Annotated in this window: 23 protein-coding genes; 8 read left to right on the top strand and 15 right to left on the bottom strand. The window is 67.1% G+C overall.

The genetic code is table 11. The features are described 5' to 3' along the window. Positions 1-6: 6 nt before the first annotated feature. The 3 genes from FB381_RS23815 to FB381_RS05470 all read right to left on the bottom strand — a co-directional run bounded on the left by FB381_RS23815 (position 7) and on the right by FB381_RS05470 (position 1,944). Complete coding sequence (locus tag FB381_RS23815) at positions 7-360, bottom strand: DUF2752 domain-containing protein (RefSeq protein ID WP_170225060.1); 354 nt, start codon at positions 358-360, stop codon at positions 7-9. Positions 361-606: 246 nt separating this feature from the next. Next, positions 607-879: a heavy-metal-associated domain-containing protein gene (locus FB381_RS05475; RefSeq protein WP_141779354.1), complete on the bottom strand. Its 273-nt coding sequence runs from the start codon at positions 877-879 to the stop codon at positions 607-609. A 6-nt stretch (positions 880-885) separates the two neighbouring features. Then, the gene (locus FB381_RS05470; RefSeq protein WP_141779353.1) at positions 886-1,944 is read right to left on the bottom strand and encodes an urease accessory protein UreH domain-containing protein; all 1,059 of its coding nucleotides are present in this window, start codon (positions 1,942-1,944) and stop codon (positions 886-888) included. A gap of 62 nt (positions 1,945-2,006) precedes the next feature. Here FB381_RS05470 and FB381_RS05465 point away from each other — a divergent pair, with 62 nt between their 5' ends. Both FB381_RS05465 and FB381_RS05460 read left to right on the top strand, forming a co-directional pair. Next, positions 2,007-4,271: a heavy metal translocating P-type ATPase gene (locus FB381_RS05465; protein WP_141779352.1), complete on the top strand. Its 2,265-nt coding sequence runs from the start codon at positions 2,007-2,009 to the stop codon at positions 4,269-4,271. A gap of 11 nt (positions 4,272-4,282) precedes the next feature. After that, positions 4,283-6,169, top strand: a complete 1,887-nt coding sequence (locus tag FB381_RS05460; RefSeq protein ID WP_141779351.1) for a copper resistance CopC/CopD family protein — start codon at positions 4,283-4,285, stop codon at positions 6,167-6,169. Positions 6,170-6,195: 26 nt separating this feature from the next. Here the strand turns inward: FB381_RS05460 and FB381_RS05455 are convergent, their stop codons facing one another. The 7 genes from FB381_RS05455 to FB381_RS05425 form a co-directional block, all read right to left on the bottom strand. After that, positions 6,196-7,137 carry a M56 family metallopeptidase gene (locus FB381_RS05455; protein ID WP_141779350.1) on the bottom strand — a complete coding sequence of 314 codons (942 nt, stop codon included), beginning with the start codon at positions 7,135-7,137 and terminating at the stop codon, positions 6,196-6,198. Beyond that, the gene (locus FB381_RS05450; RefSeq protein WP_141779349.1) at positions 7,134-7,487 is read right to left on the bottom strand and encodes a BlaI/MecI/CopY family transcriptional regulator; all 354 of its coding nucleotides are present in this window, start codon (positions 7,485-7,487) and stop codon (positions 7,134-7,136) included. Before FB381_RS05450 ends, FB381_RS05455 begins: the two co-directional genes overlap by 4 nt. Positions 7,488-7,612: 125 nt before the next feature. Then, positions 7,613-8,263, bottom strand: a complete 651-nt coding sequence (locus tag FB381_RS05445) for a vitamin K epoxide reductase family protein (RefSeq protein ID WP_141779348.1) — start codon at positions 8,261-8,263, stop codon at positions 7,613-7,615. Beyond that, on the bottom strand, positions 8,263-8,931 hold the full coding sequence (locus FB381_RS05440) for a DsbA family protein (RefSeq protein ID WP_246087974.1): 669 nt from the start codon (positions 8,929-8,931) through the stop codon (positions 8,263-8,265). Before FB381_RS05440 ends, FB381_RS05445 begins: the two co-directional genes overlap by 1 nt. A 163-nt stretch (positions 8,932-9,094) precedes the next feature. After that, complete coding sequence (gene ccsB / locus FB381_RS05435) at positions 9,095-9,997, bottom strand: c-type cytochrome biogenesis protein CcsB (protein WP_141779347.1); 903 nt, start codon at positions 9,995-9,997, stop codon at positions 9,095-9,097. Next, positions 9,994-11,478 carry a cytochrome c biogenesis protein ResB gene (gene resB / locus FB381_RS05430; RefSeq protein WP_246087973.1) on the bottom strand — a complete coding sequence of 495 codons (1,485 nt, stop codon included), beginning with the start codon at positions 11,476-11,478 and terminating at the stop codon, positions 9,994-9,996. Before resB ends, ccsB begins: the two co-directional genes overlap by 4 nt. 104 nt (positions 11,479-11,582) lie before the next feature. Beyond that, positions 11,583-12,206: a TlpA family protein disulfide reductase gene (locus tag FB381_RS05425; RefSeq protein WP_141779345.1), complete on the bottom strand. Its 624-nt coding sequence runs from the start codon at positions 12,204-12,206 to the stop codon at positions 11,583-11,585. Positions 12,207-12,506: 300 nt separating this feature from the next. Here FB381_RS05425 and FB381_RS05420 point away from each other — a divergent pair, with 300 nt between their 5' ends. Then, positions 12,507-13,301, top strand: coding sequence for a M15 family metallopeptidase (locus tag FB381_RS05420; RefSeq protein ID WP_141779344.1), 795 nt, complete (start codon positions 12,507-12,509; stop codon positions 13,299-13,301). Positions 13,302-13,408: 107 nt separating this feature from the next. Here the strand turns inward: FB381_RS05420 and FB381_RS05415 are convergent, their stop codons facing one another. From FB381_RS05415 to FB381_RS05405, 3 genes are all read right to left on the bottom strand, one after another. Further along, positions 13,409-14,263, bottom strand: a complete 855-nt coding sequence (locus tag FB381_RS05415; RefSeq protein WP_378899904.1) for a cation diffusion facilitator family transporter — start codon at positions 14,261-14,263, stop codon at positions 13,409-13,411. A 65-nt stretch (positions 14,264-14,328) separates the two neighbouring features. Then, on the bottom strand, positions 14,329-15,042 hold the full coding sequence (locus tag FB381_RS05410; RefSeq protein WP_141779342.1) for a cation diffusion facilitator family transporter: 714 nt from the start codon (positions 15,040-15,042) through the stop codon (positions 14,329-14,331). Then, complete coding sequence (locus FB381_RS05405) at positions 15,039-15,416, bottom strand: ArsR/SmtB family transcription factor (RefSeq protein WP_141779341.1); 378 nt, start codon at positions 15,414-15,416, stop codon at positions 15,039-15,041. The genes FB381_RS05410 and FB381_RS05405 overlap by 4 nt, the downstream gene beginning before the upstream one ends. Positions 15,417-15,664: 248 nt before the next feature. Between FB381_RS05405 and FB381_RS05400 the strand changes: the two genes are divergently transcribed. Then, entirely contained in the window at positions 15,665-16,249 is a 585-nt protein-coding gene (locus FB381_RS05400) for a copper resistance CopC family protein (RefSeq protein ID WP_170225058.1), read from the top strand. Beyond that, complete coding sequence (locus tag FB381_RS05395; protein WP_211352326.1) at positions 16,246-18,240, top strand: bifunctional copper resistance protein CopD/cytochrome c oxidase assembly protein; 1,995 nt, start codon at positions 16,246-16,248, stop codon at positions 18,238-18,240. Before FB381_RS05400 ends, FB381_RS05395 begins: the two co-directional genes overlap by 4 nt. Here FB381_RS05395 and FB381_RS05390 read toward each other — a convergent pair. Both FB381_RS05390 and FB381_RS05385 read right to left on the bottom strand, forming a co-directional pair. Next, on the bottom strand, positions 18,220-19,206 hold the full coding sequence (locus tag FB381_RS05390; RefSeq protein ID WP_141779339.1) for a M56 family metallopeptidase: 987 nt from the start codon (positions 19,204-19,206) through the stop codon (positions 18,220-18,222). The genes FB381_RS05395 and FB381_RS05390 overlap by 21 nt on opposite strands. After that, positions 19,203-19,595, bottom strand: coding sequence for a BlaI/MecI/CopY family transcriptional regulator (locus FB381_RS05385; protein WP_141779338.1), 393 nt, complete (start codon positions 19,593-19,595; stop codon positions 19,203-19,205). The genes FB381_RS05390 and FB381_RS05385 overlap by 4 nt, the downstream gene beginning before the upstream one ends. A gap of 349 nt (positions 19,596-19,944) precedes the next feature. On the opposite strand from FB381_RS05385, the gene FB381_RS05380 reads away from it, so the two are divergent. Genes FB381_RS05380 through mobF form a run of 3 tightly spaced genes read left to right on the top strand, consistent with a single transcriptional unit; the run spans position 19,945 to position 25,498 of the window. Beyond that, positions 19,945-20,388 (top strand): hypothetical protein, encoded by a 444-nt coding sequence (locus FB381_RS05380; RefSeq protein ID WP_141779337.1) that lies wholly within the window; start codon positions 19,945-19,947, stop codon positions 20,386-20,388. Between the two features lie 5 nt (positions 20,389-20,393). Beyond that, on the top strand, positions 20,394-21,716 hold the full coding sequence (locus FB381_RS05375; RefSeq protein WP_141779336.1) for a hypothetical protein: 1,323 nt from the start codon (positions 20,394-20,396) through the stop codon (positions 21,714-21,716). Positions 21,717-21,766: 50 nt separating this feature from the next. Beyond that, positions 21,767-25,498 carry a MobF family relaxase gene (gene mobF, locus FB381_RS05370; protein WP_246087971.1) on the top strand — a complete coding sequence of 1,244 codons (3,732 nt, stop codon included), beginning with the start codon at positions 21,767-21,769 and terminating at the stop codon, positions 25,496-25,498. Positions 25,499-25,500: the final 2 nt, after the last annotated feature.

Below are 25,500 nucleotides of genomic sequence, written 5' to 3'. Positions count from 1 at the left end.
CAGGGTTCAACGAACAGGGTGGTCGATGAAGGTGAAGGTGCCCTGCATCAGCAGGTCGGCCCGACCCTGTTGCCGGATCTCGAGAAGGATCAGCAAGATCACGGCCGCAGCGATGGCGATCCTGCGTGCGCGGCGGGTCCAGGTGATGTGCGCGGTGAGCCAACGGCCGGTCATGATGCCGGTGGCGCCACGTAGGAGCAGCAGGCTTACGACCAGCACGGTGGCGATGCCGAGTGGGTTGTAGCGCCATGCCTCACCCCACCGACCCATCGCGGTGTAGCGGGCGGCACGAGTGCCGCCGCACAGCGGGTCCATGATCCCGTACCAGTGCAACGGCCCGTGGAGATCGATCGGGGGCAAGCCGAACACCGCCATGCCTCCAGCGATCACTGCCAGGCCCGCCGCCCCGAGACTGATCCACCGGTATCGGTCGCGCCCCTCGAGAGTCACCCGCATCGCCAGATGGGTGTGCGATGGCGCGTTCACAGGCACGTCCGCACCCCGAGCACGGTGAGCGTGAAGCCGATGACGATGAACGCCCCGAACGCATACACGGGCCACAGACTCTTCTGCGCCCATCTCTTTGAGCGGTTGCCCATCAGGACCTCACGACCGTGCCCGGCGAAACCATGCGCGCCGTGCGGGTGCAGCCTGAGCGCTCACGGATACAGGGTTGACGTCGTAGCCGGCGATGCGGATCGCCTCGGCGACGTGGGCAGGTTCGCATCGGGTGGGGTCGAGCGTGACAGTAGTGAGCTTCTTCTTGAGCGAAGTGGTCGAAGAAGTCACGCCATCGAGTTCTTCGACGGCCTCGTCGATGAGGATGCTGCAGCTGTTGCAGTGCATGCCGGTCACGGCCCAGGTATAGGTGGTCTGCATGGTGTCCTAGCTGATCGTGATGGTGCCGGAGTACATGCCCATCGAGCACGAGTAGTCGATGCGCCCGGCCTTGGTGATGCCGAGGTCGAACGGGGTGTCGCCGTTCTCGGGCAGAACTGTTTGAGTGTTGAGGGCGGGGACGACGAGCGCTCGTACGCATCCGTAGGCGCCCTGGGAACGGAAGATCACCTTGGTCGGGACGCCTGCCTTGAGTGCGAGGTTTGCTGGCGAGAACCGGCCCGAGGTGACTGTGATGACCGCAGTCTGTGTGCCGTCGGCCATCGTCACCGTAGAGGCGTCCGCGATCGCTGGTTGGTCGATACCGAAGGTCTGTTTGAGATTCTGCGCGGCCAGCGGCGAACCGGCCAGGGTGAGGCCGCCGTTCAGCGTGTAGAACCCGGCGAGAAGCACAACGATGCCGGTGGCGAGCGCGAGCCGGCCCTTCCAGGCAGCCGCCGCCTTGTGAGCGACATATCCGATGAGGGTGAACAACGGCGCGGTGCCGAGAACGAACACAGCCATGGTGAGCGCGCCCCGTACAGGGGATCCTGAGGTGATGGCCAGCGCCATCATCGACAGCGTCACGCCACACGGCAGCAGGATCGAGGCGAACCCGAGGATCGCTGGAGCCAGGGCGCTTGTCGAGTGTGCACGACCACGCACGAGCTTCACCCAGGAGGCGGGCAGAGTGATCGCGAAACTCCTGAAGCCCGGTACGCCGAGCTGAGCCAGACCGAAGGCGATGATCAGAAGGCCCGCCACGATCTGCACGGTCGAGCGGAGATTCGGAGAGAGCTGGACGGCCGAGCCGACTGCGCCGAGCAGCGCGCCGAACAGAGCGTGCGAGGTGATCTTCCCGGCGAGAAAGCCGCCCACCGGAGCCAGGTCACCTCCGAGCTGTGCCTGCCACGTCTGCTTCATCGCCGGCTGTCGCTTCCCGCCCTCAATCCCGGTCGTGCGACCCTTCTGGCGCGCCACCAGACCGGCCAGAAGGCCACCTTGGACGGCGGCACATGAGACGCCGCCAGCCAGTAGGCCGGCAAGGAGGATGGCGCCAAGGTTCATGGGGATGGTCTCCGTTCGTTCGCGACAGTGCTACTACTATGTCAGATAGTAGAAAGGACGCCATGACCGACACCTCGCTGTCCGCAGGGCCCGCCACAGGCGGCACCGTGGACCTCACGATCACCGGGATGACCTGCGCATCCTGCGCGACCCGAATCGAGCGGAAGCTCAACAAGATGCCCGGCGTCCTCGCGACGGTCAACTTCGCCACGGCCTCCGCGCACGTCACGTTCCCAGGCAGCGTGTTGCCCGACGAGCTGGTTGCGACCGTCGCGACCGCCGGATACGGCGCCGCACTCCCGAGACCAGAGCACGGATCTGGTGAGGCGTCGGCAGAGGCGGCCGAGGCGCGGCGCATCCGTTCCCTGCGGGATCGGCTGATCCTGTCTGCCGTGCTGTCCCTACCGGTGGTGGTGCTGTCGATGGTGCCGCCGGCGCAGTTCCAGTTCTGGCAGTGGCTCGCGTTTGCGCTCGCCTCACCGGTCGCCCTGTGGGGTGCATGGCCCTTCCACCGTGCTGCCGCCGTCAACGCTCGGCACGGTGCGGCCACGATGGACACGTTGGTCTCGATCGGTGTGCTGGCCGCTTGGGGGTGGAGTGTCTACGCGCTGTTCTTCGGAGGTGCCGGCGAGTCGGGCATGCACATGGAGTTCTCCCTGATGCCGCGGTCCGGCGAGCTCGGCCGCACTCCGGAGATCTACCTCGAGGTCGCTGCCGCCCTGACGGCGTTCATCCTCGCCGGCCGCTACTTCGAGGCGCGAGCGAGACGCCGCGCCGGCGAGGCGATCCGTGCCCTGCTGGACCTCGGGGCGAAGGACGTCGCAGTCTTGCGAGACGGCGTCGAGGTGCGTATCCCCGTCGACCATCTCACGATCGGCACGGAGTTCGTCGTACGCCCCGGCGAGAAGATCGCCACCGACGGCGAGGTCGTCGACGGCGCCTCCGCGGTGGACGAGTCACTGCTCACCGGCGAGGCGGTCCCAGTCGAAGTCGCCCCGGGCGACACCGTCACAGGAGCTACCGTCAACGCAGGGGGTCGACTCGTCGTACGAGCAACTCGGGTCGGCAGCGACACCAAGTTGGCTCAGATCGCCCGCCTCGTCGAGCAGGCGCAGACCGGCAAGGCCCATGCCCAACGGCTCGCTGACCGGGTGTCAGCAGTCTTCGTACCCGCCGTCCTGGTCATCGCGGCCGGCACCTTCGGGCTCTGGATCGGTCTCGGTCACACTGCCACCGCAGCGATCACGGCGGCTGTCGCCGTCCTCATCATCGCCTGCCCCTGTGCACTGGGCCTGGCCACCCCGACTGCGCTGATGGTCGGCACCGGCCGTGGTGCCCACCTCGGTCTACTGATCCGTGGACCCGAGGTGCTGGAGTCCACCCGACGTGTGGACACCATCGTCCTGGACAAGACCGGTACTGTCACCGAGGGCCGGATGCGGCTTCTCGAGGTCATCACCGACGAGGGGACGGACCGGGAAGAGGCCCTGCAGTTGGCAGGTGCGATCGAGCATGCGAGCGAACATCCCATTGCCCGCGCCATTGCCGAAACACTCAGCGACCCTCGACCTGTCTCGGACTTCCACAACCATGCGGGTCGGGGCGTCAGCGGCGTCGTGGACGGCAACGAGGTGTTCGCCGGTCGGGCAACATGGCTTGCCACGTTGGGTCTGGCGATCCCTGACGCTCTGGTTTCTGCACAGCGCAATGCCGAGGCGGCCGGTCACACGGTCGTGCTCGCTGCCTGGAGCGGACAGGCGCGGGCGGCGCTGGTGGTCGCGGACGCGCTCCGGCCCACCAGCGCGGGCGCCGTCGTCGACTTGAAGAGGCTCGGCCTGACGCCGATCCTCCTCACCGGCGACAACGAGGCGGCCGCACAGCACATCGCTGCCCAGGTCGACATCGCGCATGTCATCGCCGAAGTCCACCCCGAGGACAAGGTCGACGTCATCAAGAAACTCCAAGCCGACGGTAAGGTCGTCGCCATGGTCGGCGATGGCGTCAACGACGCGGCCGCGCTCGCGCAGGCCGACCTCGGCCTCGCCATGGGCACCGGCACCGACGCCGCCATCGCCGCTGCCGACCTGACCCTGGTCAAGGGTGATCTGCGGGGCGCCGTCGACGCCATCAGGCTGGCCCGCAAGACCTTGGGCACCATCAAGGGCAACCTGTTCTGGGCGTTCTTCTACAACGTGGCCGCCCTACCCCTAGCTGCATTCGGTCTGCTCAACCCACTCATCGCCGGCGCCGCCATGGCGAGCTCCTCGGTGTTCGTGGTCAGCAACAGCCTCCGGCTTCGCCGCTTCAAACCCCTCCACGCACGGTGATCCGATCGCTGGTGGTACTGGCCGCCGTCTGCATCGTGCTGCTGAGCCTCCCCTCACCAGCGCAGGCGCACGCGACCCTCCTCTTCACCACACCCACCGCCAACGGTGCAGTCCCCACCTCGCCGCGGCAGATCCAGCTGGTCTTCGATCAGGCCGTCGCCCCCGCAGGCAGCGCGCTCACCATCACAGGCCCGGACGGGGCAGCCCCGGTAGGAGCGGTGAGGCTCAGCCGCGGCGACCGAGTCCTGTCGGTGCCGTTGCTGTCGCGCCTCGAGCCAGGCGAGTACGAGGTGGCCTGGGCAGTCACCGCGCGTGATGGCGACTCGATGGCCGCCGAGTTCCGGTTCGCGGTCGGCTCCAGCGCCGGGCTCACTCTGGGTCCACAGACGCCACAAACACCAGGTGCCACTCCCACAGGGGTGCTCCGATGGCTGCTGTTCGCCGGCCTCGCCCTGCTGCTGGGCGGATTGGTCGGAGAGCACCTGGCGCGGCGTACGAGCGAGCCCGACGACCCCCGCCCGCTGCTCCGCACCGGCGGGGGTCTCGCCCTCCTAGGAGCCGTCGGCCTGGCGCTCGTCCAAGCCGGCGGCGGATCGCTTTCGAGCGGGGTCACCCGGGTCGGCGTGCTGGTCGACTCCGCCCCGGGACGGCTCGCCGCAGGCGAGGTGGCCCTGGCCCTCGTCGTGCTGGCCTCCCGTCGCCGCACGGTGCTGATCGCAGGGACGGTCGGTATCGCGATCCTCGAAGGCCTGCGAGCTCATCCCCAGGCGGAGCTCCCGGGCTGGGGTGCGGTGTTCCTCAGCCTTCACCTACTTGCCGCAGCGGTGTGGCTCGGAGCGCTGGTCCACACCGTCCGGGTTGCTCTACGCCGGGGCGGGCCGGGTGCTCGCGATGCCTTCGTCACCTATGCCCGACCTGCGCTCTGGGTCGTCGTAGCCGTGCTGGTCGCGGGCACGCTCGCGGCCGCGCCGCTCGTCCCTCTGGGCGACATCGTCCCCATGCTCACCGATACCTCGTACGGCCGCTGGCTCGCCGCCAAGCTCGGACTCGTTCTCGTGGCCGTCGCGCTCGCACTCGCAGCCCGCTGGTTCCTACGCCGAGGTGCCCGGCAGCCTTCGGTGGCTGCCCACCTTGAGATCGGGGCCCTCGCGGGCGTGCTCGTGGCCTCCTCAGCACTCACCGCGCTTGCTCCACCGACTCCGGAGGACGCGCCGCTACCGTTTCCTCCCCCACCCTCAGGTGAGGTCGTGGCACTGGGCACCCGGGCCGGCTGGATCGGAATCGGAGCCACAGCAAGCCAAGGCCAACTCGTGATCCGGCTCGTCACGCCGGATACGGCAGCCACTTCCGCGGACACGGGGAGCAATCGCTACACGCTGTCGGGCAACGTCACACCACCACGGCAGGCGCCAGTGAAACTGCGCTTTCGCGAGTGCGGTGAAGGATGCTTCGTCACACCGATCGACTGGAGCCCGGGATCCAGCACCGTCACCCTCTATGTCGACGACGAGGAGTTCGACGGCGGTACCGCCGCGCTCCTCGTCCCCTGGCCGGCTCGACCTGCTCCCGACCTGCTCAAGAAGGCTGTGGCTGCGACGGAGCGCGAACCCCGTGTGGTGGTCCACGAGCAGGTCACCAGCGACACGAGCATCGGCGCTGCCGGGCGATCCGCGATTCCGTTGACCGGTCGGGAGTACCTCGGCACAGGGCCGTTCGGTTCAGGGGTCGCTCCGGTGGTCATCCGCCTCGACGACAACACGCTCGCCCTCGGATATCCGGCAGAAGCAACCTACGTGCAACTCACGCTCGATCACCACGACCGCATCGTGCAGGAAGTGCTCGCCGCACCCAATCACCTCGTCACCCGGACTCTGATCTATCCCGAGCACGGCGACTAACCCAGCGCCAAGACCGTTGGCGCTTGTCAGGGCATCGCGAAGGGGCATGCAGCAGCCGGAGCAAGCGTCCCCACCGCGATCGGGCCGAGCAGTACGGCCAGCGCCACGGCCGTCACGAGAACAACCCGGAACCCTCCCGACCTGGGGTCTGGATCGACCAGGCGACGCACCCGGCGGATGACCGTGCTGCCACCCGCACCGAATGCCGTTGCCGGGGTAGCTGCCTCTGCCAGACACAGCAGGGCGCCCGCCACGACGTGTCGGTCCGTATGGCGAACCGCGGCATCGTCCGCTGCCATCTCAACCAGGCCCGGAACAGCGTTCGCCGCCGCACGGAACAGAGGCACGAACGGAAACGCCGTCCCTAGCACCGTCGCAGCAGAGACCACCAGCGCATGCCGCCCGCGCAGGTGAGCGCGCTCATGCTCGAGCACCGCCGCCAATTCGGCACGCGACAAGACCTCGAGCGCTGCATTGGTGACGTACACGTCACCACGAGCCCAGTGAGGAAGGCAGAACACCGTCGCTGGGCCCTGGTCGATCACTCGGACGTCAGGTTCAGACTCGTGCGGGACCGCCAGCATCGCCAGCCTCAGTCGCTGCGCACGGCGGTCGCGGCCGATCCTCCGAGCGTGCCGGAAGCCGCACCAGAGCACTCGCATCGCGCCAACGAGAAGAACCGTGATCCCCAACAGCCCAGCGAGAGTGACCGGCTCCGCCGTGCGTGCATGGGTCAGCAGCTCCGCGCAACGACCGAGGAGCTCCAGGCCTGATGCACTCGTCCAGATATGGCGGCATAACAGCGCTGCACCCATTCCGAACGACAGCAGCACCGCTGCCGAGGTCGTCTGCCAGGCAAGCACGCCCGACATCGGAGCAGACTCCGGTCGCATGACTCGGTCGATCAGTCGCGGCCCCAGCCCGCCGAGTGCCAAGGCGAGACTGAGCAAGATGATGCTGGCTGTCACGGCTTGTCCGCCAGGAGTGCCCTCAGCTGCGCCAGCTCGTCAGGCGTGATCTTCTCGACGAAATGCAACAACGTCGCGCTCCTGTCAGCACTTCCGGCCAGCACCTCCTCCATCAGCTCCGCCTCGTGCTCCTCTCGTGGTCGCGCAGCCTGGTAGACGTAGGCCCGACCTGCACGCCCGCGCGTCAAGAAGCCCTTCGAATGGAGATTGTCCATCACGGTCATCACCGTCGTATACGCAATCTCGCGGCTCTGCTGCAGTCTCTCCACCACCGCGCGCACCGTGACAGGCTCTCTGACCTCCCACATCACGCCCATGACGGTGGCCTCAAGTTGCCCTAGTCCACGCATGTCCGTCCTCGATCCGCGAGCGTCTCCCATGAAATCCTATCGCTCATAGTAGATGCGTCGTCCGGCGATGATCCGGCGGTGGCGAACCAGGGCTTACGACGCCGTCTGCAATGTGACCGGCGGGCTTACGCCAAGGTCGACCAGTAGTACCAGAACCGATGTGCGATCAACGTCAGCACCAGCACGGCCGCCGTGGTCACCACCACGAGATGCCAGCGTGCAGACCATCGCACCACGGCACTACGGCCGACCCTGGCGCCGAACATCCCCGCGCCGGCGTTTCGGAGAGTGACATACCAGAACACGGCCCCCATCACGGCCCACACCACCATGCAGTACGGGCACAACGCGCCGATCCGGTAGAGACTCTGGAAGATGAGCCATCCCACGAAGGCCATGCCGAACGTTGCGCCGACTTGAAGGCCGATCCAATACCAACGCTTGAGTTCGGCACCAGCAAGGAGCGCAGCGCCTGTCATTGCGACGACAGGGAAGGCGGCCACCCCGATGAGTGGGTTGGGGAACCCGAACGCCTCGGCCTGATCGGCAGACATCACCGATCCGCAGCTGAGCACCGGGTTGATGCTGCAGGTGGGCAGGTAGTCCGGGTTGCGTAGCAGCGTGAACTTCTCTACCGCCAGCACGAATGCTGCAGCTAGGCCGACCAGGCCGGCGATGAGCAGCAGCCACGCAAGGGCCTTGTCAGAGATCGGCAGCGAAGTGACAGGAACGCCATCACGGGCCCTATCGCTGCCGGACGCTCGCGTGGTGGCCATCACTTGCCCAGTGCAGCGTCGAGAGCCGTGTTGAAGTCCTCCGCAGCGGCTGGCTCGAACAGCTCGCCGTCAAGGTAGAACGTCGGGGTTCCCTGGACCCCGAGCTCGGTGCCGTCGTCGACATCGCGTTGAACGCGATCAGCAACATCCTTGGACGAGTAGTCGGCGTCGAACCGCTTCATGTCCAGCCCGAGCTCCGCAGCGTACTTGCGAAACAGCGCATCCATCGGTTTCTGCTGCTCACCCCACGCAGACTGGGTCTCGAACATCCGCTGGTACATCTGCTCGTACTTGCCCTGTCTCGCTGCCGACTCCACGGCCCGCGCGGCGCGGGTGGAGTTGAAGTGCCCAGGTAGCGGGTAGTACCGGGTCACGAAGGTCACCTCGCCGGCGTACTCCTCGCGAAGCTCCTCGACGATCGGATAGGCGGCACGACAGGCCTCGCACTCGAAGTCCAAGAACTCGACCAGCACCACGTCACTGGTTCCCCGTTCCCCGAGAACGTGGCTGTCGGGACGTACGAGGCGTGGATCAGGCGCACCGTTCGCGGTCTTCGATGAGTCGCCCGTTGCAGGTTCGTCGTCACGGCCTGTCGAGAACAGGAGGCCTCCGATGCCGATCACGAAGGCTGCGGCGATCAGCATCGCGACTTTCAACTGGATGGTCACAGGCACAACTCTCGTCTCAGTGGAATCTACGATGATGGATCGTAGTAAATGGCCGGTAGTCGATTCGCCCTCGGGCTGGACGCGACCGCGGACAGCACCCAGTTCACGGCGTCTCGACCAGGGGCACCATCAGATCGTCAGACGTTGCCAGCGCCGCGAACCTCTACACGCCTGCGTAGGAATGGAGACCGGTGATCCACAGGTTCACGCCGAACAGGTTGAACAGGAGCGCCAGGTAGCCGGCGATCGCGAACCAGGAGGCTCGGGCTCCGCGCCAGCCGACGGTTGACTGGGCGTGCAGGTAGGCAGCGTAGAGCACCCAGGTGATGAATGCCCAGGTCTCCTTCGGGTCCCATCCCCAGTAGCGTCCCCAGGAGTTCTCCGCCCAGATCGCGCCCGCAATCACCGCGAACGTCCAGATCGGGAATGCGAACATCGCTGCCCCGTGGGCGACTCGCTCGAGGATCTCCGCGGCCGGAAGGGTGGCGGCGTACCGCCGAGATGGAGCGGCATCGACACCTTGGCGTTTGTCGGAGCGGATTCGCACCAAGAAGAGTGCTGCCGCGACGAACCCCACCGTGAAGATTCCGCTGGCCGTGATCGCGGCCGCTACGTGAATGACGAGCCAGTACGAGTTGAGCACCGGAACCAGCGAGCCGGCGGGTGTGTACAGCACGGTGACGGCGAGCCCCAATGCCAGCAGCAGGACCGCGACGACCCACACCCCGAGCGTCCGGACCGGCTGCCGACGCAGAAAAATCAGATAGGCGCCGCCGGAGGCAAGGGCGGCCACGATGACGAACTCGTACATGTTGCCCCATGGCGCGCGTTGAGTCGCCAGAGCCCTCGTGGCGACGCCCCCGACATTGAGCAGGAAAGCCAGCACAGTTAGCGAGGTCCCCACAGCTCCGATCAGGACCAGACGGTTGCTCTGCCGGACTCTGGGCCCGCTGGTCGCGACACGTCCTGCGCTCTCAGCGGCATAGGCAAGCAGCGCAAGCCCATAGATGGCGATGGCCGAGTAGATCATCGAGTCGGAGAGTTCGGCAAAGGTCTGTGTGTTCATGTGCCATCGTCCTCGGGGGATTTGGTGGTGGGTCCGTCCAGGGCGGCGATCAGGTCTCTTGACTCGGATACCGGTGCCTCGCGCCTTGCCAGAGGGAGTGAGGCGAGCTCGATGTGATTCCCGTCATCCGTGTTCGTGACGCGGACCCACAGGCGTCGCCTTGGGATCGCCAGCGACATGGTGAGTCCGACCAGCAGGAGGACGGCAGCAACGAGAGAAACCTCCTTGCCGGGGTCGTAGGCGATCTGGAAGTTGGCGAACTGCGCGAGACCGTCGAAGGTGAGGCTGCCGTTGCCATCGGGGAGGCTCATCGTCTCGCCGGGCGAGAGTGCTTGGCTGAAGGGTTTGTCGTCCGTTTGGACCTGGCTCAGACCCGACTTGTCCAAGGTGAACACTGATTGCGGGGTGCCGTCGCCGAGACCGAGGTCACCGGTGAATGCGGTCAGGAAGAGCTGGGGGTCGATGGCTTTCGGGAAGGCCGAGTACGGCCCTGACTCGTCGATCGCAGCGGTGGGCAGGAAGGTTCCCTGGAACGCGATCTGTACGGGGCGCGCGTCGGGAGCCTTCACGACTCCGTCGGAGGCGAGTGCGGAGTCCTTGGGCAGGAAGATCACCGGACCTGTGAAGACCACCGCACCGGTTCCGTCGCGGACCGTGACCTTGGGCGCGTAGCCGTGACCGGTCAGAAACACCTTCGTGCCGCGAACAACGAGGGGTTGATTCGGCGAGACTGTCGTTTGACGCTCGGGACTGCTGTCGGATGTGCGGTAGGAGATGTTCGCCTTGAAGTCCCTGGGTTCTCCGGCCTTTGGTCCCGTCAATTCGTACGTTGCCATGAAGTCCTCGAGCCGGAGCGTGAACGGTTCGAGGTCGTCAACGTCGGTCCAAGGTGAGCGAGCGAAGCCGTCGTAGAGGGCACGGACGTTGGTGAACGATGATCCTTCGATGACCGCGACCCGGCCCTCATACCCAAGCAATTTGCCTGCGGCGACGCCAAAGAGGAGGACGAGCAGTGAAAGATGGAACATCAAGTTCCCCACTTCCCGAAGGTAGCCCTTCTCGGCTCGCACTTGATCGGCGTCCATGACCACTCGAAAGCCCCGACGGCGCAGGTGCCGTGCTGCGGTGTCGAGCAACTCCTCGGCGTCGAGGCGGCTGGACCAGCTTCGGTGCCCGTGCAGGCGGGCCAGGTTGCGCGGAGCCGCGGGTGGGCTACTTCGTGCGGATCGCCACAACTGGCGGGTGCGAGGTAGGACACAGCCCGTCATCGAGACCAGCAGCAGGATGTATATCGCCGCGAACCATGGCGACGCATAGACCTCGAACATGCCGAACCTGTCGAGCCAAGGCGCCAAGTCGGGGTGGTCTCGCTGGTACTGAGTCACCGCGAAGGGGTCGCTGGCTACACCGCGCTGAGGCAACAACGAGCCGGGGATCGCCGCTAGGGCGAGCAGCGCGAGCAGAATGACTGCGGTACGCATCGCAGTCAGCTTCCTCCAAGCCCAGCGACCCCACCCCCAAGAGATGCGCGCTTCCTCAGGCCGGGATGACTGCACCCTCCCCGGGCCGAACTCAGGTGAGCGCATCACGACGTGGGCCCCGATGCCTCCAGCGTTCGCGTGACCAATGCCTTGAGAGTCGAGTACTTGGCCGGGCCCAGGATCCGAGCAGCGAGCCTGCCCTCTGCGTCGACGACGAATGTGCTCGGAACGGCGCGTGGTGGAAACGCGCTACCGAACGCGAGGAGGGCATCGGGCGCCGATGCGGTGGTGATACTCGGGTAAGCGATGTCATAGGTGCGTTCGAAAGCGCGGGCCGCCTGATCATTGTCACGAACATTGATGCCGATGAACCTGACACCCGATGTCGCAAACTCCGTCGAGAGCCGACGTAGTACCGGCGCCTCGGTACGACACGGCGCGCACCATGAGCCCCACACGTTGTATACGACGACTCCGCTCACCTCGGCGCTGGAGAAAGTGCCACCGTCGAGAAGCCCACCTCGGATACTCCCGACCGGTCTGCGGTCGCCGGCTCTGTACTCCTCGACAGAGTCACCACCCGGGGAAGCGGCCGAGCTCTGGCCGGGGCCATCTCGGAGGAACATGGCCGCTCCGATGACTGCGCCGAACGCAACGACCAAGGCCACCGCCACCACGGCGAGGAGCCGGCCTCGACTTGTCGAGCCCTTGTCATTCTGCTCAAGCATGGATCCCCTTCGCACGGTCCTGTCCCCTCGTTCTTGAGGTCGCCAGGACTGTTCGTACTAGCCTACTTAGTAGGATAGTAGGTGTCTGGTCTCGTGCATCCGTGGGGGAGGGCAACACCGGCACTGGTCAAGAGATCCCGTCCGGGAGCGTTACGTTCTCTATGAGAGTTCCCTGTGGTCTTTATGAGAGTTTCCGTGGTCTGCCACTCGGGTTCGACGGTCTCCGATGTCGAATAGTAGATTGTGGGGCCGCCCCGAGAGCTGGCCAATCGCTCGCGTTCATGCGGGAGACAGGGAGCCATGGGGTGCCGCAAAGACAACCACGTGAGGAACATGAGTCGACGACCCCAGGGACGACACCGTGCCGAAAGGCTGTCGCGACGACGATGGAGCGGCGAGCGGCGATCGCCGGGCTCGCTCGGGCCCTCTGGGCTTGCGGCCGGAGCGGTGGTAGCCACCGCGGCTGCCTTCACCGTGGCGTCTGCGGTCACTCAGGACGAACGCGCTGCAGTCACCGATTCCGGAGCACAGGCTCCGGCAAGCGCCCGACCGACCGAAGCCGTGGAGGCATCCCCGAACGCAGCGACAGATCGTCGCAAGCCGGTCACGCGAGGCGCCCCGAGCACGAGGACCAAGCCCAAGCGGGATGGTGATCCGGCATGGCTCCGGTCCTGCACTGCCTCGGACCAGGCCACCTCTCATCCCAACGGAAGCCTGCCGGCGGGAGAGCTGTGCGGGCTCCCGGTCGGCAGCTCCCACGCTCTTCACCCCGATGCCGCCGAGGCCTGGTCGCGGCTCGACGACCGCTACCGTTCTGAGTTCGGCGAAGGCATCTGCGTGACCGACTCCTACCGGAGTATCGAAGCGCAGGAGCAGGTGTTCGAAGCCAAGCCGGACCTGGCAGCAGACCCCGGCACGAGCCGCCACGGCTGGGGGATCGCGCTGGACCTCTGCGGCGGTGCCGAGTCCTACTCGTCAGCTACTCACGCGTGGCTGCGGCGCAACGGTCCCGACCTGGGCTGGGACAACCCCCAGTGGGCACGCAGCGACGGGTCGAAACCGGAACCATGGCATTGGGAGTTCTCGGCGAGATAGCGTCCCCGTGCCTGCACCTTGGTGATCATGGAAACCCATCTCGCAACGGCTCTCGCGTGCACGATGACCGGCAAGGCTGTACCGACCCGCCTGGCCGGCACGAGTCCCTACCAGTTGACCTCGTGACACTGCGCCGTCGGCGCCTGCTCGACCTGCAACGTCGCGTGCTCGATCCGGTGCTCCGTGGCGAGCAGCGCTTGGGCCCGAGTCAGCACGTCATCGGGCGACACGCCTGCGCTGGTGACCAAATGGGCAGTGGCCACATTCATGCCGGAGGTGAGGGTCCAGATGTGCAGATCGTGGACCTCGCTCACGCCGTCGATGGCCTCCAGACCGGTGACGACCTCGTCCAGACTGACGCCGTCGGGCACGTGCTGGCCGAGAACGGCGAGGACCTCGCGGCCGAGCACGACAGCACGTACGGCCACGAAGATGCCGATCGCCAGAGCCACGGCGGTGTCCCACAGGCCGTTTCCGGTTGCCGCGACCAGGATCGCGGCCAGGATGACCCCAACGCTGCCGGCAGCATCGGCAACGACTTCGTAGTAGGCGCCCTTGACGTTGAGCGACTCGGTCGAACCGGAGCGGAGCAGGAGCATCGAGACGACGTTCACCGCCAGGCCGATGACACCAACGACCAGCATCGTGCCCGATGCCGGCTCCGGCGACTCCCCGATCCGGGCGACCGACTCGGCGACGACGTAGGCGGACACGCCGAGCATGATCAAGACGGTGAGGCCGGAGGCGAACACCTCAGCGCGGTAGGAGCCGTACGTCCTGCGGCCGGTCGTGTCTGGCCTGGTGGCGATCCTGGTGGCGACGAGCGCAGCCCCCAGAGCGACCACATCCGCGGCCATGTGGCCGGCATCGGAGACGAGGGCGAGAGACCCGGAGAGCAATCCCGCGACCAGCTCGACCAGGAAGAATGCGGCGACCAGGCCAAACGCCGCCGTCAACCTCACGCGGTAGCGGGAACCGGCATGCCCGGCGGCGGGCGCATGTCCGTGTCCGTGTCCGTGGCCGCCCATCAGAGCCTCCCCTCGTCGTTGCAGCATCCGTCAGCGCAGCCGCCGGAGGCGGTGTCGAGGTCGGCCGGCAGATCAGGTCCGCACGCGCATCCCTCTCCACGCCACGCCTCGAGTCCTTCCCGCACCGCGACGGCGGCGATGACGAGACCCGCGATCGGGTCGGCCCACGCCCATCCGAGCGCAGCATTGAGAAGCAGGCCCGCAAGGAGGACCGCCGACAGGTAGGTGCACAGCAAGGTCTGCGTGGAGTCCGCGACAACGGCGTTCGACCCGAGCGCTCGCCCCGTGCGCCGCTGCGCCCAGGACAGGAACGGCATGATCACAAGCGAGGCCACAGCCAGAGCGATCCCGACCGGCGAGCTTTCCGGTGCATCACCACTCAGCAGCGCGCGGACGGACTCGAACGTCACGTAGCCGGCGAGTGCGAAGAAGGACAACGCCATCAGGCGCAACGCCTGCCGCTCGCGAGACTCCGGAAGCGGATGCCGGAACTGCCACAAGATGATCAGGCCACTGCTGACCTCCACGATCGAGTCCAGGCCGAATCCGACCAGCGCGACAGACCCGGCGATCAGCCCGGCACTGATCGCGATGACTGCCTCGATCACGTTGTAGCTCACGGACGCGGCGGCCAACAGTTGAGCACGGCGGCCCAGCCGCTTGCGCCTTGCTTGGTCTCCAGTGAAGACCGGGGCGGGAAGATCGGTGGTCACTGTGCCGCCTCCTCACCGTTGACCGGACACAACACGACGGCGTCTCCAGTGGCAGCCAGAAGCTCTTCTGCGGCCGCGAACACCTTGAGCACCGCGTCGCGATGCGTCAGCGAGTACACCGACGACCGTCCGACCGACCGGGACTCGACCAGCCCGCAGTCGCGAAGGCAGGCCAGGTGCTTCGAGACCGTGGACTGGGCCAATCCGAGGTGTTGGGTCAGATCCGCCACGCGGTGCTCCCCCAGGAGCAGGTGCCGCAGGATCGCTACGCGCGAGGGATCACTCATCCCGCGGAACAAGCAGGCTGCGGCAACGCCAGCGGAACGCTCGTCGATCGGCGGAGCGCCAACCCCTTCGACATTAATGATCGCCATTCGGCGATGTTATCGCCAGTCGCGCACGCCATGTCAAGTCTCGCCAGCCGGCGATTCTCGGATGCCGGCGCAGCTCTCAGGAACTTCCCAGTCGCCACTACTACTTTGCATCGTACGCGCCTGGGTCGCGCCGACCGTGGCGGCCGAACCCAGCGAGAGCATTAGACGAACGAGCGCACCAGTCGAAGGAGACTCCGATGCCCCATCCCACGCGTCCGCGACACCTCGCAACGCTCGTTGCGGCCGCCATGGTCGGGGCGGTCGCCCTCCTCGGCTCGGTTGCTCCCGCCGAGGCGCACACCGCGGTGGTCGCGTCGAACCCGGCGGCCGGCGCGCAACTGTCGGCCATGCCGACCCAGGTGCGGCTCACCTTCAACGAGGCCATCAGCGCGGAGTACGCAACGCTGACCCTCTCCGCCCCGGAGACGCCCGCCACCTCGCTGTCCTCCCCCACAGCCGAAGGAACCCAGCTGGTCGCGGCCGTGCCTGCGACAGCCACGTCGGGCGCCGGTGGCGACGCGGTCCCGTGGACACTCAGCTTTCGCGTCGTCTCAACCGATGGTCATCCGGTCACCGGAACCGTCAAGTTCACCGTCGCGGCTCGCCCAGCGACGAACCCGGGAGACGCCTCGCCCAGTGCCTCGCCGACTGCGTCAGCTTCGATGACGGACGAACCGCGGCCATCGAGCGGTAATCGGTCCTCGGGCACCGACGCCGCCAAGGAGGCACCAGGAACCACCGCCGGCCGTATCGTGTTCCTCGCCGTCCTGCTCGTGCCCTTGATCGCGATGCCGGTCGTCCTGCTGCGTCGTCGCAAGGACGGTCAGGAGTGACCAGGAGAGCTCTCCTCATCGGTCTGCTGACCACTCCTGTCCTGGTGACCGTCGCCCTGTTGTCGCTCACCGGCGCGGTCGCGTCTCCGACATCAGGCCTCCCCGACCCCGGCGCCCTCACTCGGTGGGGTCTGCCCGTCGCTCGCGTCGTGCGCGATGTCGCCGCAACGGTGACGATCGGCAGCCTGGTGTTGGCGGCGGTGCTGCTGCCAGGAGCGGGCCGGCGCCTCCTTGGGGCTGCACAGCGCAGGAGCCAGGTCGTAGCCGCTGCCGCCGGCTCCACCTGGGTCGTTGCGGGAGCCATCGAGATCATCTTCGTACAGGCTGATGTCTCAGGGGTCTCACCGTGGTCCGGAGGGTGGGCGCCGGTGTGGTTCTTCATCACCCAGATCGACTACGGCAAGGCACTTGCGGCCAGCCTCGTCCTCGCTGCGGCCGCGACGACCACCGCGGCCCTGGTGCGCAGCGTGACCGGCATCGGATTCAGCACGTTGCTGGCCCTGGCTGCCCTGTGGCCACTCGCCCTGACCGGGCACGCCGCAGGAGACTCCGACCACGATCTCGGAGTGAACCTGCAGTTTCTGCACCTGGTCCCGGTCACGATCTGGGTCGGCACCCTGGCCGCTCTCCTGGTTGCCGGCGCCGCTGCCCGCACGACGTCCGTGATCTCGGGATTCTCTCGCCTCGCCGGCTGGTGTGCAGCGCTGGTAGGCCTGTCGGGAGTGCTCGCTGCCGGCATCCGGGTGCCTGCCGTCGCCGACCTCCTCAGCACGTATGGAGCCTTGCTCGCCATCAAGGCAGCGGTGCTAGGTGCATGCCTGGGGATCGGCTGGTGGCATCGACGGCGCCTGCTGGCCTCGACCCCGGCATCCTTCACCGGGGGCCGTTTCGCACGCCTCGCCGTTGGAGAGCTTGCCCTGATGGGCGTCGCGATCGGTACCGGGGTCGCTTTGGGCCGCTCCGCGCCTCCATCGGGCTCCGGCACAGAACCCGCGGCGACTCCGGCCGAGGCGATCCTCGGGCAGCCCATGCCGCCCGAGCTGACGGCCCAACGATGGATCACCGAATGGCGCCTGGACACGTTCTGGGGCCCTGTCGCCGTGCTCGCGGCCGTGCTCTATCTGCTCGGTGTGCGCCGACTCCATCAGCGCGGCGTCGTCTGGTCACGAGGCCGCACGGTGCTATGGCTCCTCGGTTGCCTGGTTCTGCTGTGGGCGACCAGTGGGCCCCCAGGAACCTACGGCGAGGTGTTGTTCAGCATGCACATGGTTCAACACATGACCATCGCCACGCTGGTTCCGATCCTCTTGGTGCTCGGCAGCCCGGTGACCCTGGCGCTGCGTGTACTTCGACGACGTACGGACGGCTCCCGCGGCGCCCGGGAGTGGCTCCTCGTCATCGTGCACTCGTGGCCCGTCGGCCTGCTCGGGCATCCACTGGTGGCGGCCGGCCTCTTCATCATCAGTCTGCCCACCTTCTACTACTCCGGGCTCTTCGAGCTTGCCCTGAGTACACACACCGGACATCTGCTGATGACCGCGCACTTCCTGCTCAGCGGCTACCTGCTCGCCAACGTCGTGTGCGGCGAGGATCCGGGGCCCCGCCGACCGCCCTATCCGCTGCGGGTCCTGCTGGTGATGGCGACCTTCGCGTTCCACGCCTTCTTCTCGATCTCGTTGATGTCCAGCCGCAAGATCTTGGCTCAAGAGTGGTACGGCGGGCTGGGGCGCACCTGGGGCGACACCCTCGCGCAGGACCAATATCTGGGCGCGTCCCTGGGCTGGGCCATGGGTGACCTCCCACTCGCACTTCTGGCAGCAGCGCTCGTTGCCGCCTGGGTCCGCGCCGACGGCCGTGAGGCCCGTCGTCTCGACAGGCGAGCTGAACGGGACGGAGATGCAGCGCGGGCCGCGTACAACGCTCGACTGCAAGCGCTGGCGGACCGGTCCCCCGACGGATCCGACACAGGATCAGGGCAGCGCGACGTCTGAACGTCCCGGCACGTCACAAGCATGCTCATACGGTGCGCAGTGCTCCCGCAGGGTCGACTCGATCGCCGGGAGCAGCCCGATCAGCACCGGACCGAGCAGCAGCGCGGCCGCGAGCCCGGTCAGCGCCACCCGCGCGCCGGCGCCCAGCCGCTCGGGCCGACCAAGCAGCCTCCGAACGCGGGTCACTGCGTCTGCACCGTGGGCGGCAAGCGTCGCGGTGGGCGCCGGGCCCGAGGCCATCCTGACCAGCGCCTCAGCCAGACTCTGACGACCGCTAGCTCGTGCGGCCGCGTCATCGGCATGCATCTCGACCAGCAACTCCACCTCTCGGGCGCCGTGCGCGAACGCGGGAACGAACCCGAAGGCACGGTTCAGCCCCGATGCCCACAACACCGCCCAGTGGTGCCTCGCCCGAAGATGCGCCCGTTCATGGGTCAGCACCGCGATCCTCTGCTCAGGACGCAAGAGTCGCTCGGCACCCGTGGTGAGGACGACCACCGGTCGGCGGCCAGGTACGCAGTAAGCCGCTGGACGATCGTCCTCGAGGAGCAGCACGCCATCAGATCTCGGGGCCGCAAGCAGGGCGAGCCGCCCGCGCGTGACCCGACGCGCAACGCCCGCTGCGCGGGCCTCCAACATCGTGCAACCCACCGCTCGAGCCAGGACGACACACCCGATCACCGCGCCCGTCACGCGCCCGATCCAGCCGAACGGCGCAGCATAGTGCCCCTCGAGCAGGCCCAGACAGGTCCCGAGCCAGCCAGATGCCGCCGAGAATACGGGCGGCGGCAACGCAACCAGCGCGGCCGCCAGGAGCACCGAGGCCAGGATGGTCACCGACACCGACTGCCACACGACCAACCCGATGACCGGCGCTCGCCTCACCCACCCGGCGCGCGAGAGCATCGTGGCGCCCAGGGTTCCGGCGGTGGCGGCAACCACGATCAGCACGACGACGGCGATCACGACCGTCCCTCCCCGGTCGATCGGTCCACAGGATCGACGGCGACGGCGTCTAGTGCCTCGCGCAGCTCCTGGGCCTCCTCGGCGCTGAGCTGACCGACGAAGTGAAGCAATGTCGACCGCGGCGTACCACTCGTGCTGAGCAGTTCCTCCATGGCCGTGGCAGTGTGCTCCGCACGCGACGCCACCGGACGATAGCGATAGGCCTTGCCGTCAAGCTCTCGCTCGAGGACGCCCTTGCGGAAGAGCTTGTCCATCACCGTCATCACCGTCGTGTACGCCCGCTGCCGATCGGTAGGCAGAAGCGCATGAACCTCGCGAACCGTCAGCGGCCGATCCGCCGACCACAACCGGTCCATCACCTTGGCTTCTAGATGCCCGAACTGACGCATACCGGTGATTCTCCCTCACTCTTACGCCGCAACACTCATCGGTTCTGCGCCCCGATCCTGGACAGCACATGCTGGCGCACGGCCTGTCGCTCGTGGATGCTGAGCTCGTGCTTACCGACCACGTCGGCCAGCTCAACCACGCTGTCTGCCACAAGTGTCACCTGGCAGTCGGGACAGGTCAGCTCCACGGGTGTCAACGGCACACCTCCTACTACTCATGATAGGAGACGCTCCGTCGCCGTGCGCTGCGGGTGCCGCATGTTTGGAGAACTCTCAGCACCCACCTTTACCCTCCTACTACTTGTTGTAGGAGACGGGGTGATGGCCCCGCTGACGAAAGGGATCTGCTGTGAAGAAGGCACTGGCGGTAGCTGGCGCGGGAGCGGTCGTGATGCTGCTCGCAGGATGCGGCGGTGGCGGCACAGCCCCGGCCACGACACCCACGCCTGCACAGTCCTCGTCCCCGTCCACGGGTGATCAGGCCGCCTCGCCAGCGCGTTCCTCCTCCAGCCCGGTGCAGCAGGAACCCGAAGGGCCAGTCGTCGAGGTGTCCATCTCCGGAAAGTCTGTGACTCCTAAGGGCACCCGGATTCAGGCCAAGGTCGGCGAACCGGTGACCTTTGTCGTCACCTCCGATCGGGCCGGCGGCCTCCACGTCCACTCCAGTCCGGAGCAGACCCCCGAGTTCTCCGAGGGCACGACCACGATCCAGGTCACCATCGACAAGCCGGGCGTGGTCGAAGTGGAGGAGCACGAGTCCGATGCGTTGATCGTGCAAATCGAAGCGCGCTGACACCGATGTACACCCTCTTTCCCGCTCACGGCATCGGGGGCGCACAGGACCTTCCTATCCCGGCCAGCTATGCCATCACCGGGTCCGGGATCGCGCTGGCGGCTTCGTTCGTGATCCTCATTCTTGCTTGGCGCCGCCCGCGCCTTGACGCAAGCAAGGGCCGTCGGCTGCCGACGTGGCTCGCGATCGCCCTCGATTCCCGTTGGGCCGAGGGAGCAGCACGCACTCTCGGCATGATCGCCTTCGGCTACTTCGTCTGGGCGCTCGTCGCCGGACCGGACCTTGCTTCCAACCCGGTCTTCGGGATCGTCTACGTGTTCGTCTGGGTCGGACTTGTGCCGGTATCACTCCTGTTCGGACCCGCCTGGAAGGCGATCAGCCCGCTGCGCACGGTCTATGCAGGCATCACGGCCCTGGGCGGCCCGGCCCTTCGTGGCGGACTGATCCCGCTCCCTCGTTTCGCCGGTTACTGGCCTGCCACGATCGGGCTGTTCGCCTTCGCCTGGCTCGAGTTGGCCGCACCCAACTCCACCTACATCACGCCCATTCGCGGATGGTTCACGGTCTACGTGGTCACCCTCGTCCTCGGCGCCGTCATCTTCGGGGAGCGTTGGTTCGAGCGCGCGGATCCGTTCGAGGCCTACTCGACCCTCATCGGCCAACTGTCACCGTTGGGGCGAGACGCCGACGGCAACCGCATCTGGCAATGGCCGCTCAACCACCTGGACGGCCTCGACGCCAGCCCGAGCCGCGTCGCCGTCGTGGCGGTGCTGCTCGGGTCGACCGCGTATGACAGCTTCAGCCGCTCTCCGACGTGGGCACGCATCACCCAGACCACGGTCATTGACGCCACCGTCCTCGGCACCTTGGTACTGCTGGCCTTCTGCGTCTTCGTGGGCGTCACCTTCACCGCCGGGACCATTGCCACCGCCGTCGGTCCAGGTCTAAGGCGAGCTCAGCTGCCAGCGCTCTTTGCCCACTCCGTCGCGCCTATCATCGTCGGCTACGTCGTCGCGCACTACATGACGCTCCTGCTCGAGTACGGCCAACAGGTTCTGATCCAGCTGAGCGACCCGATGCTCAACGGCTCGAACCTGCTCGGCACAGCCGATTGGACCCCGGTCTACTTCCTCTCCAGCCAACCTACGACGATCGCCGTCATCAAGGTCCTCGCCGTGGTGACCGGCCATGTCCTCGGTGTCATCGCCGCCCACGATCGCGCCGTCAAGCTTCTTCCGAGAACCCACCAGGTCACCGGACAGCTCGGCCTGCTGGTCGTGATGATCACCTACACAGTCGGCGGCTTGTACCTGTTGTTCAGTGGCTGAGCCGACAGGTCCTGGGGTCGCGCGGCACCGGGATGTGATCAGACCCGGGGGTGGCGCGCTCGGCGTCGAGTAGGAGAGGTCGAGCTCGGTCATGCCGGTCAGGGTCATTTGGTGGAAGAGCGCAATGCGGATCGCGATCGGGGTCGCGCCCGGTACCTCCTCCTCCCCGCCAGGGCGGCATGCGAGCCACGGACTACCCCGCAGAACGCACAGACCTCTTTCATTCCCGCTCCCCCTCGGCCACTCGCGGTCCTCCCCTGCCCCTGGGGTACGTGACCATGACGATCCACAAGCTGACCGCAGGCTCGGGGTACGAGTACCTGACCCGCCAGGTAGCGGCGGGTGACTCCACCGAGCTCGGCGCCACAGCGCTGGCGGACTACTACGAGGCCAAGGGCGAGGCGCCCGGTCGGTGGGCGGGATCTGGGCTCGACGCCTTCGCTGGCCCGGACGGGATCAACGCGGGCGATGTGGTGACAGCCGAACAGATGGGCCACCTGTTCGGCGTCGGCGAGCATCCCGTCACCGGGAGACCGTTGGGTCGGCGGACGCGGTCGGACGGGGTGGCAGGGTTCGATCTGACCTTCAGCCCGGTGAAGTCGGTCTCGACGCTTTGGGCGGTCGCGCCACCCGAGATCGCGCGTGCGATCGAGCAGGCCCACGATGCCGCGGTCAACGACGCGATGGCGTATGTCGAGCGCGAGGTGCTGTTCACCCGCGAAGGGACCGACGGGGCGCGGCAGGTCAAGACCCGCGGCTTGATCGCGGCCGCGTTCCGCCACCGGGACTCCCGTGCCGGCGACCCGGACCTTCATACCCATGTCGCCGTCGCGAACAAGGTGCAGGCGAAACTTTCGGGCAAGTGGCTGACCGTCTATGGCCGGCTGTTATTTCAGCACACGGTGGCGATCTCGGAGACCTATAACACCGCACTCGAGTACCGGCTCGGCGAGGCGCTCGGTGTCACGTTCGCCGAACGGGCGAACCCTCGGGAGCGGCGCGCTGTCCGCGAGATCGTGGGTGTCTCAGCCGGGCTGTGTCGAGTGTGGTCGCGGCGGGCCCGGGACATCGACCGCCGTGAGGACGACCTCGTGAGCGCGTTCATCGCGGAGCACGGTCGGCCGCCGACAGAGTCGGAACGGCTCGGGCTGGTACAGCAGGCCAATCTAGAGACGCGCGCCCCTAAGCATGAGCCGCGCGCCGAGGCCGACCAGCGACGAATCTGGCGCCGCCAGGCATCGGAGTTCCTCGGGAGCGAGTCGACCCTCGCCGCGATGATCCACGAAGCATTGGATGTGTCGCCGCCGGTGCGCCGATCGACCTCTACCGACGTCGTCGACACACACGTGATCCACGCAATGGCAGTCGCCGTCATCACCGAGCTCGAGACCCGTCGGGCGACCTGGCAAAGCTGGCATCTGCGGGCAGAGGCGGAGCGTCAGGTGCGGGCCATGGCACCTGGTCAGATCAGGGCAGGTGACCTTCCCGCGATGGCCGATGCGGTCGTCGCGGCGGCCGTCGGGATGTCGGTGTCGCTCACGCCGGACGACGATCCCATCGACCAAAGGACCGATCTTCGCCAACCCAGTGGCCTTCGTCGCTCGGGCGGAACCAGCGTGTATCGACATACCGGCGCCGATCACTACACCAGTCAGCGGATCCTTCAAGCCGAACAGCGACTGGTCGACGCGGCCGGTCTGGGCAGCGACTTCGCGTTCTCTGCGGAAGAAGTGGACATCGTCCTGGCCGCCAGCGCGGTCGCCGGGGTACGGCTCAATGACGGACAACACGCGCTCGTGCATGCGCTGGCCGGTGGTGGTCACCGGGTCCGCCTCGCATTGGCGCCGGCGGGGTCGGGGAAGACGACCGCGGTCGAGGTGCTGGCTGCGGTCTGGACGATGAATGGTTATGACGCGATCGGGCTGGCACCGTCGGCCGCCGCGGCGAAGGTACTTCAGGAGGCGACCGGCCTGCCCTGCGAGACCCTCGCGAAGATCGACGACGAGGTCGCCACCCAGCCCACCAACACTGGGGGTGACCGTCGCAGTGGGCTGAGCACCCGGATCGGACCAGAGACCCTGGTGGTGATCGACGAGGCGGGAATGGCCGACACGTTGACGCTCGACCGGGTAGTCGCGTTCTGCATCTCGCGCGGTGCCACGATCCGGCTCCTGGGCGATGACCAGCAGCTCTCCGCCGTCGGCGCCGGTGGCGTGCTGCGCGACATCACCCATCGGCACGGAGCCGACCGGCTCGAGGAAGTCGTACGCTTCATCGACCCCGGCGAGGCCGCAGCCTCCTTAGACCTTCGCGACGGTGATCAGACCGCGATCGGGTTCTACCTCGACCACGACCGCATCCACACCGCCGACGAAGACACCACGATCGCCGAGGTCCTCGCCGCCTGGCAACACGACCGAGACGACGGGCTGGACACACTCATGCTGGCCCCCACCCGAAACATGGCCGCCACCCTCAACCACCAGGCACGCACCCGGCGTCTCGCCGGCATCGCGCCGCGGACCGAGGTCGAACTGGCCGACGGCAACCAGGCATCAGTCGGGGACACGATCATCACCCGTCACAACCAGCGCCGCCTGGCCGTCTCCGGCACCGACTGGGTCAAGAACGGTGACCGGTGGACCATCACCCGCATCCGCGGCGCCGCATTGACCGTACGCCACGCCACAACCGGCTTGAAGGCGTCGCTGCCTGCCGAATACGTGCACGACCACGTCGAGCTCGGCTACGCCTCAACCGTTCACACCGCACAAGGCCTCACCGCCGACGTCGTCCACGGGATCGTCGACGGCCGCGAGGATCGGCAGATGCTGTACACGATGCTGACCCGCGGCCGCCGCGAGAACCACGTCCATCTGGTGCTCGAACCGATCGACCCCGTCGAGGCCGATCGGCGGCAGTGCATGCTGCCTGGACTGCAGGAACAACTGACCGCGATCCAGATCCTCGACGACGTGGTCGGTCGTGACGGTGCTGCGGTCTCGGCCACCACCACGCTCCGCCGCGGCCGCAGCTGGTCCACCCAGCTCCACGACGCCTCCCTACGCTACGCCGACGCGGTCGCCACCGGAGCAATGCGAGTGCTTGGCAGCGGTTGGGAAGACGCCCTCGACGCGGCCGGCGAAGGCCCACTCCCCTGGCTACCCGCGATACCTGCCGACCTGGCGCGGGATGAGTCCTGGGGTCCATATCTCACCGCTCGTTCCCAACATGTCGAGGTGACAAGACAGGGCTTCCTCGACCACCTGGTCGGCGCCGACATACCGACAGCGATCGAAAGCCAGAAGCGTCCGGCCTGGATGACGCGGTACGCCGATGTCCTCGGAGACCTCCACGACACCGTCGCGCTGTGGCGAGCCGCCCGCGGCGTACCCGAAGACGATCCGCGCCCGACCGGGCCAGCCGTCACCGAACCGCGCGCCGGCCGCTTCCAACGCCATCTCCTGCGGCAGCTCACTGGTCGCTACAGCGACTCGGTCCAGCGCTGGCACGAGCTGATCCTCCGCCGGACAGGAATCCAGGCCCAGGACGACCACACCCGAGGCGAAGCCATCGAGCTCGCTCGACTGCTCGACACGCTCCATCGCCGCGGCCACGACTCCCGCGGACTGCTAGACCGTGCCCTGAGCAGCGGCGCATTGCCCGAGGGGCATGCCATCGCCGCCCTGACCTACCGCGTCCGCAGGCTCACCCCGCGCGACCCGCTTCAGTCACGATCCGAGTCCGCCGGGCATGCTGGCCCATCGGCGATCGGTATGTGACC

Source organism: Nocardioides albertanoniae, assembly GCF_006716315.1.
GTDB classification, from domain to species: domain Bacteria; phylum Actinomycetota; class Actinomycetes; order Propionibacteriales; family Nocardioidaceae; genus Nocardioides; species Nocardioides albertanoniae.
This window is presented reverse-complemented; position numbering and strand designations above follow the sequence as displayed.

Bases quoted from the DNA above. Each gene is read 5' to 3' on its own strand.
- FB381_RS05475 (WP_141779354.1), bottom strand. From the start codon at position 879: ATGCAGACCACCTATACCTGGGCCGTGACCGGCATGCACTGCAACAGC.
- FB381_RS05470 (WP_141779353.1), bottom strand. From the start codon at position 1,944: ATGAACCTTGGCGCCATCCTCCTTGCCGGCCTACTGGCTGGCGGCGTC.
- FB381_RS05465 (WP_141779352.1), top strand. From the start codon at position 2,007: ATGACCGACACCTCGCTGTCCGCAGGGCCCGCCACAGGCGGCACCGTG.
- FB381_RS05450 (WP_141779349.1), bottom strand. From the start codon at position 7,487: ATGCGTGGACTAGGGCAACTTGAGGCCACCGTCATGGGCGTGATGTGG.
- FB381_RS05445 (WP_141779348.1), bottom strand. From the start codon at position 8,263: ATGGCCACCACGCGAGCGTCCGGCAGCGATAGGGCCCGTGATGGCGTT.
- ccsB (WP_141779347.1), bottom strand. From the start codon at position 9,997: ATGAACACACAGACCTTTGCCGAACTCTCCGACTCGATGATCTACTCG.
- resB (WP_246087973.1), bottom strand. From the start codon at position 11,478: ATGCGTACCGCAGTCATTCTGCTCGCGCTGCTCGCCCTAGCGGCGATC.
- FB381_RS05425 (WP_141779345.1), bottom strand. From the start codon at position 12,206: ATGCTTGAGCAGAATGACAAGGGCTCGACAAGTCGAGGCCGGCTCCTC.
- FB381_RS05420 (WP_141779344.1), top strand. From the start codon at position 12,507: ATGGGGTGCCGCAAAGACAACCACGTGAGGAACATGAGTCGACGACCC.
- FB381_RS05405 (WP_141779341.1), bottom strand. From the start codon at position 15,416: ATGGCGATCATTAATGTCGAAGGGGTTGGCGCTCCGCCGATCGACGAG.
- FB381_RS05400 (WP_170225058.1), top strand. From the start codon at position 15,665: ATGGTCGGGGCGGTCGCCCTCCTCGGCTCGGTTGCTCCCGCCGAGGCG.
- FB381_RS05385 (WP_141779338.1), bottom strand. From the start codon at position 19,595: ATGCGTCAGTTCGGGCATCTAGAAGCCAAGGTGATGGACCGGTTGTGG.
- FB381_RS05375 (WP_141779336.1), top strand. From the start codon at position 20,394: ATGTACACCCTCTTTCCCGCTCACGGCATCGGGGGCGCACAGGACCTT.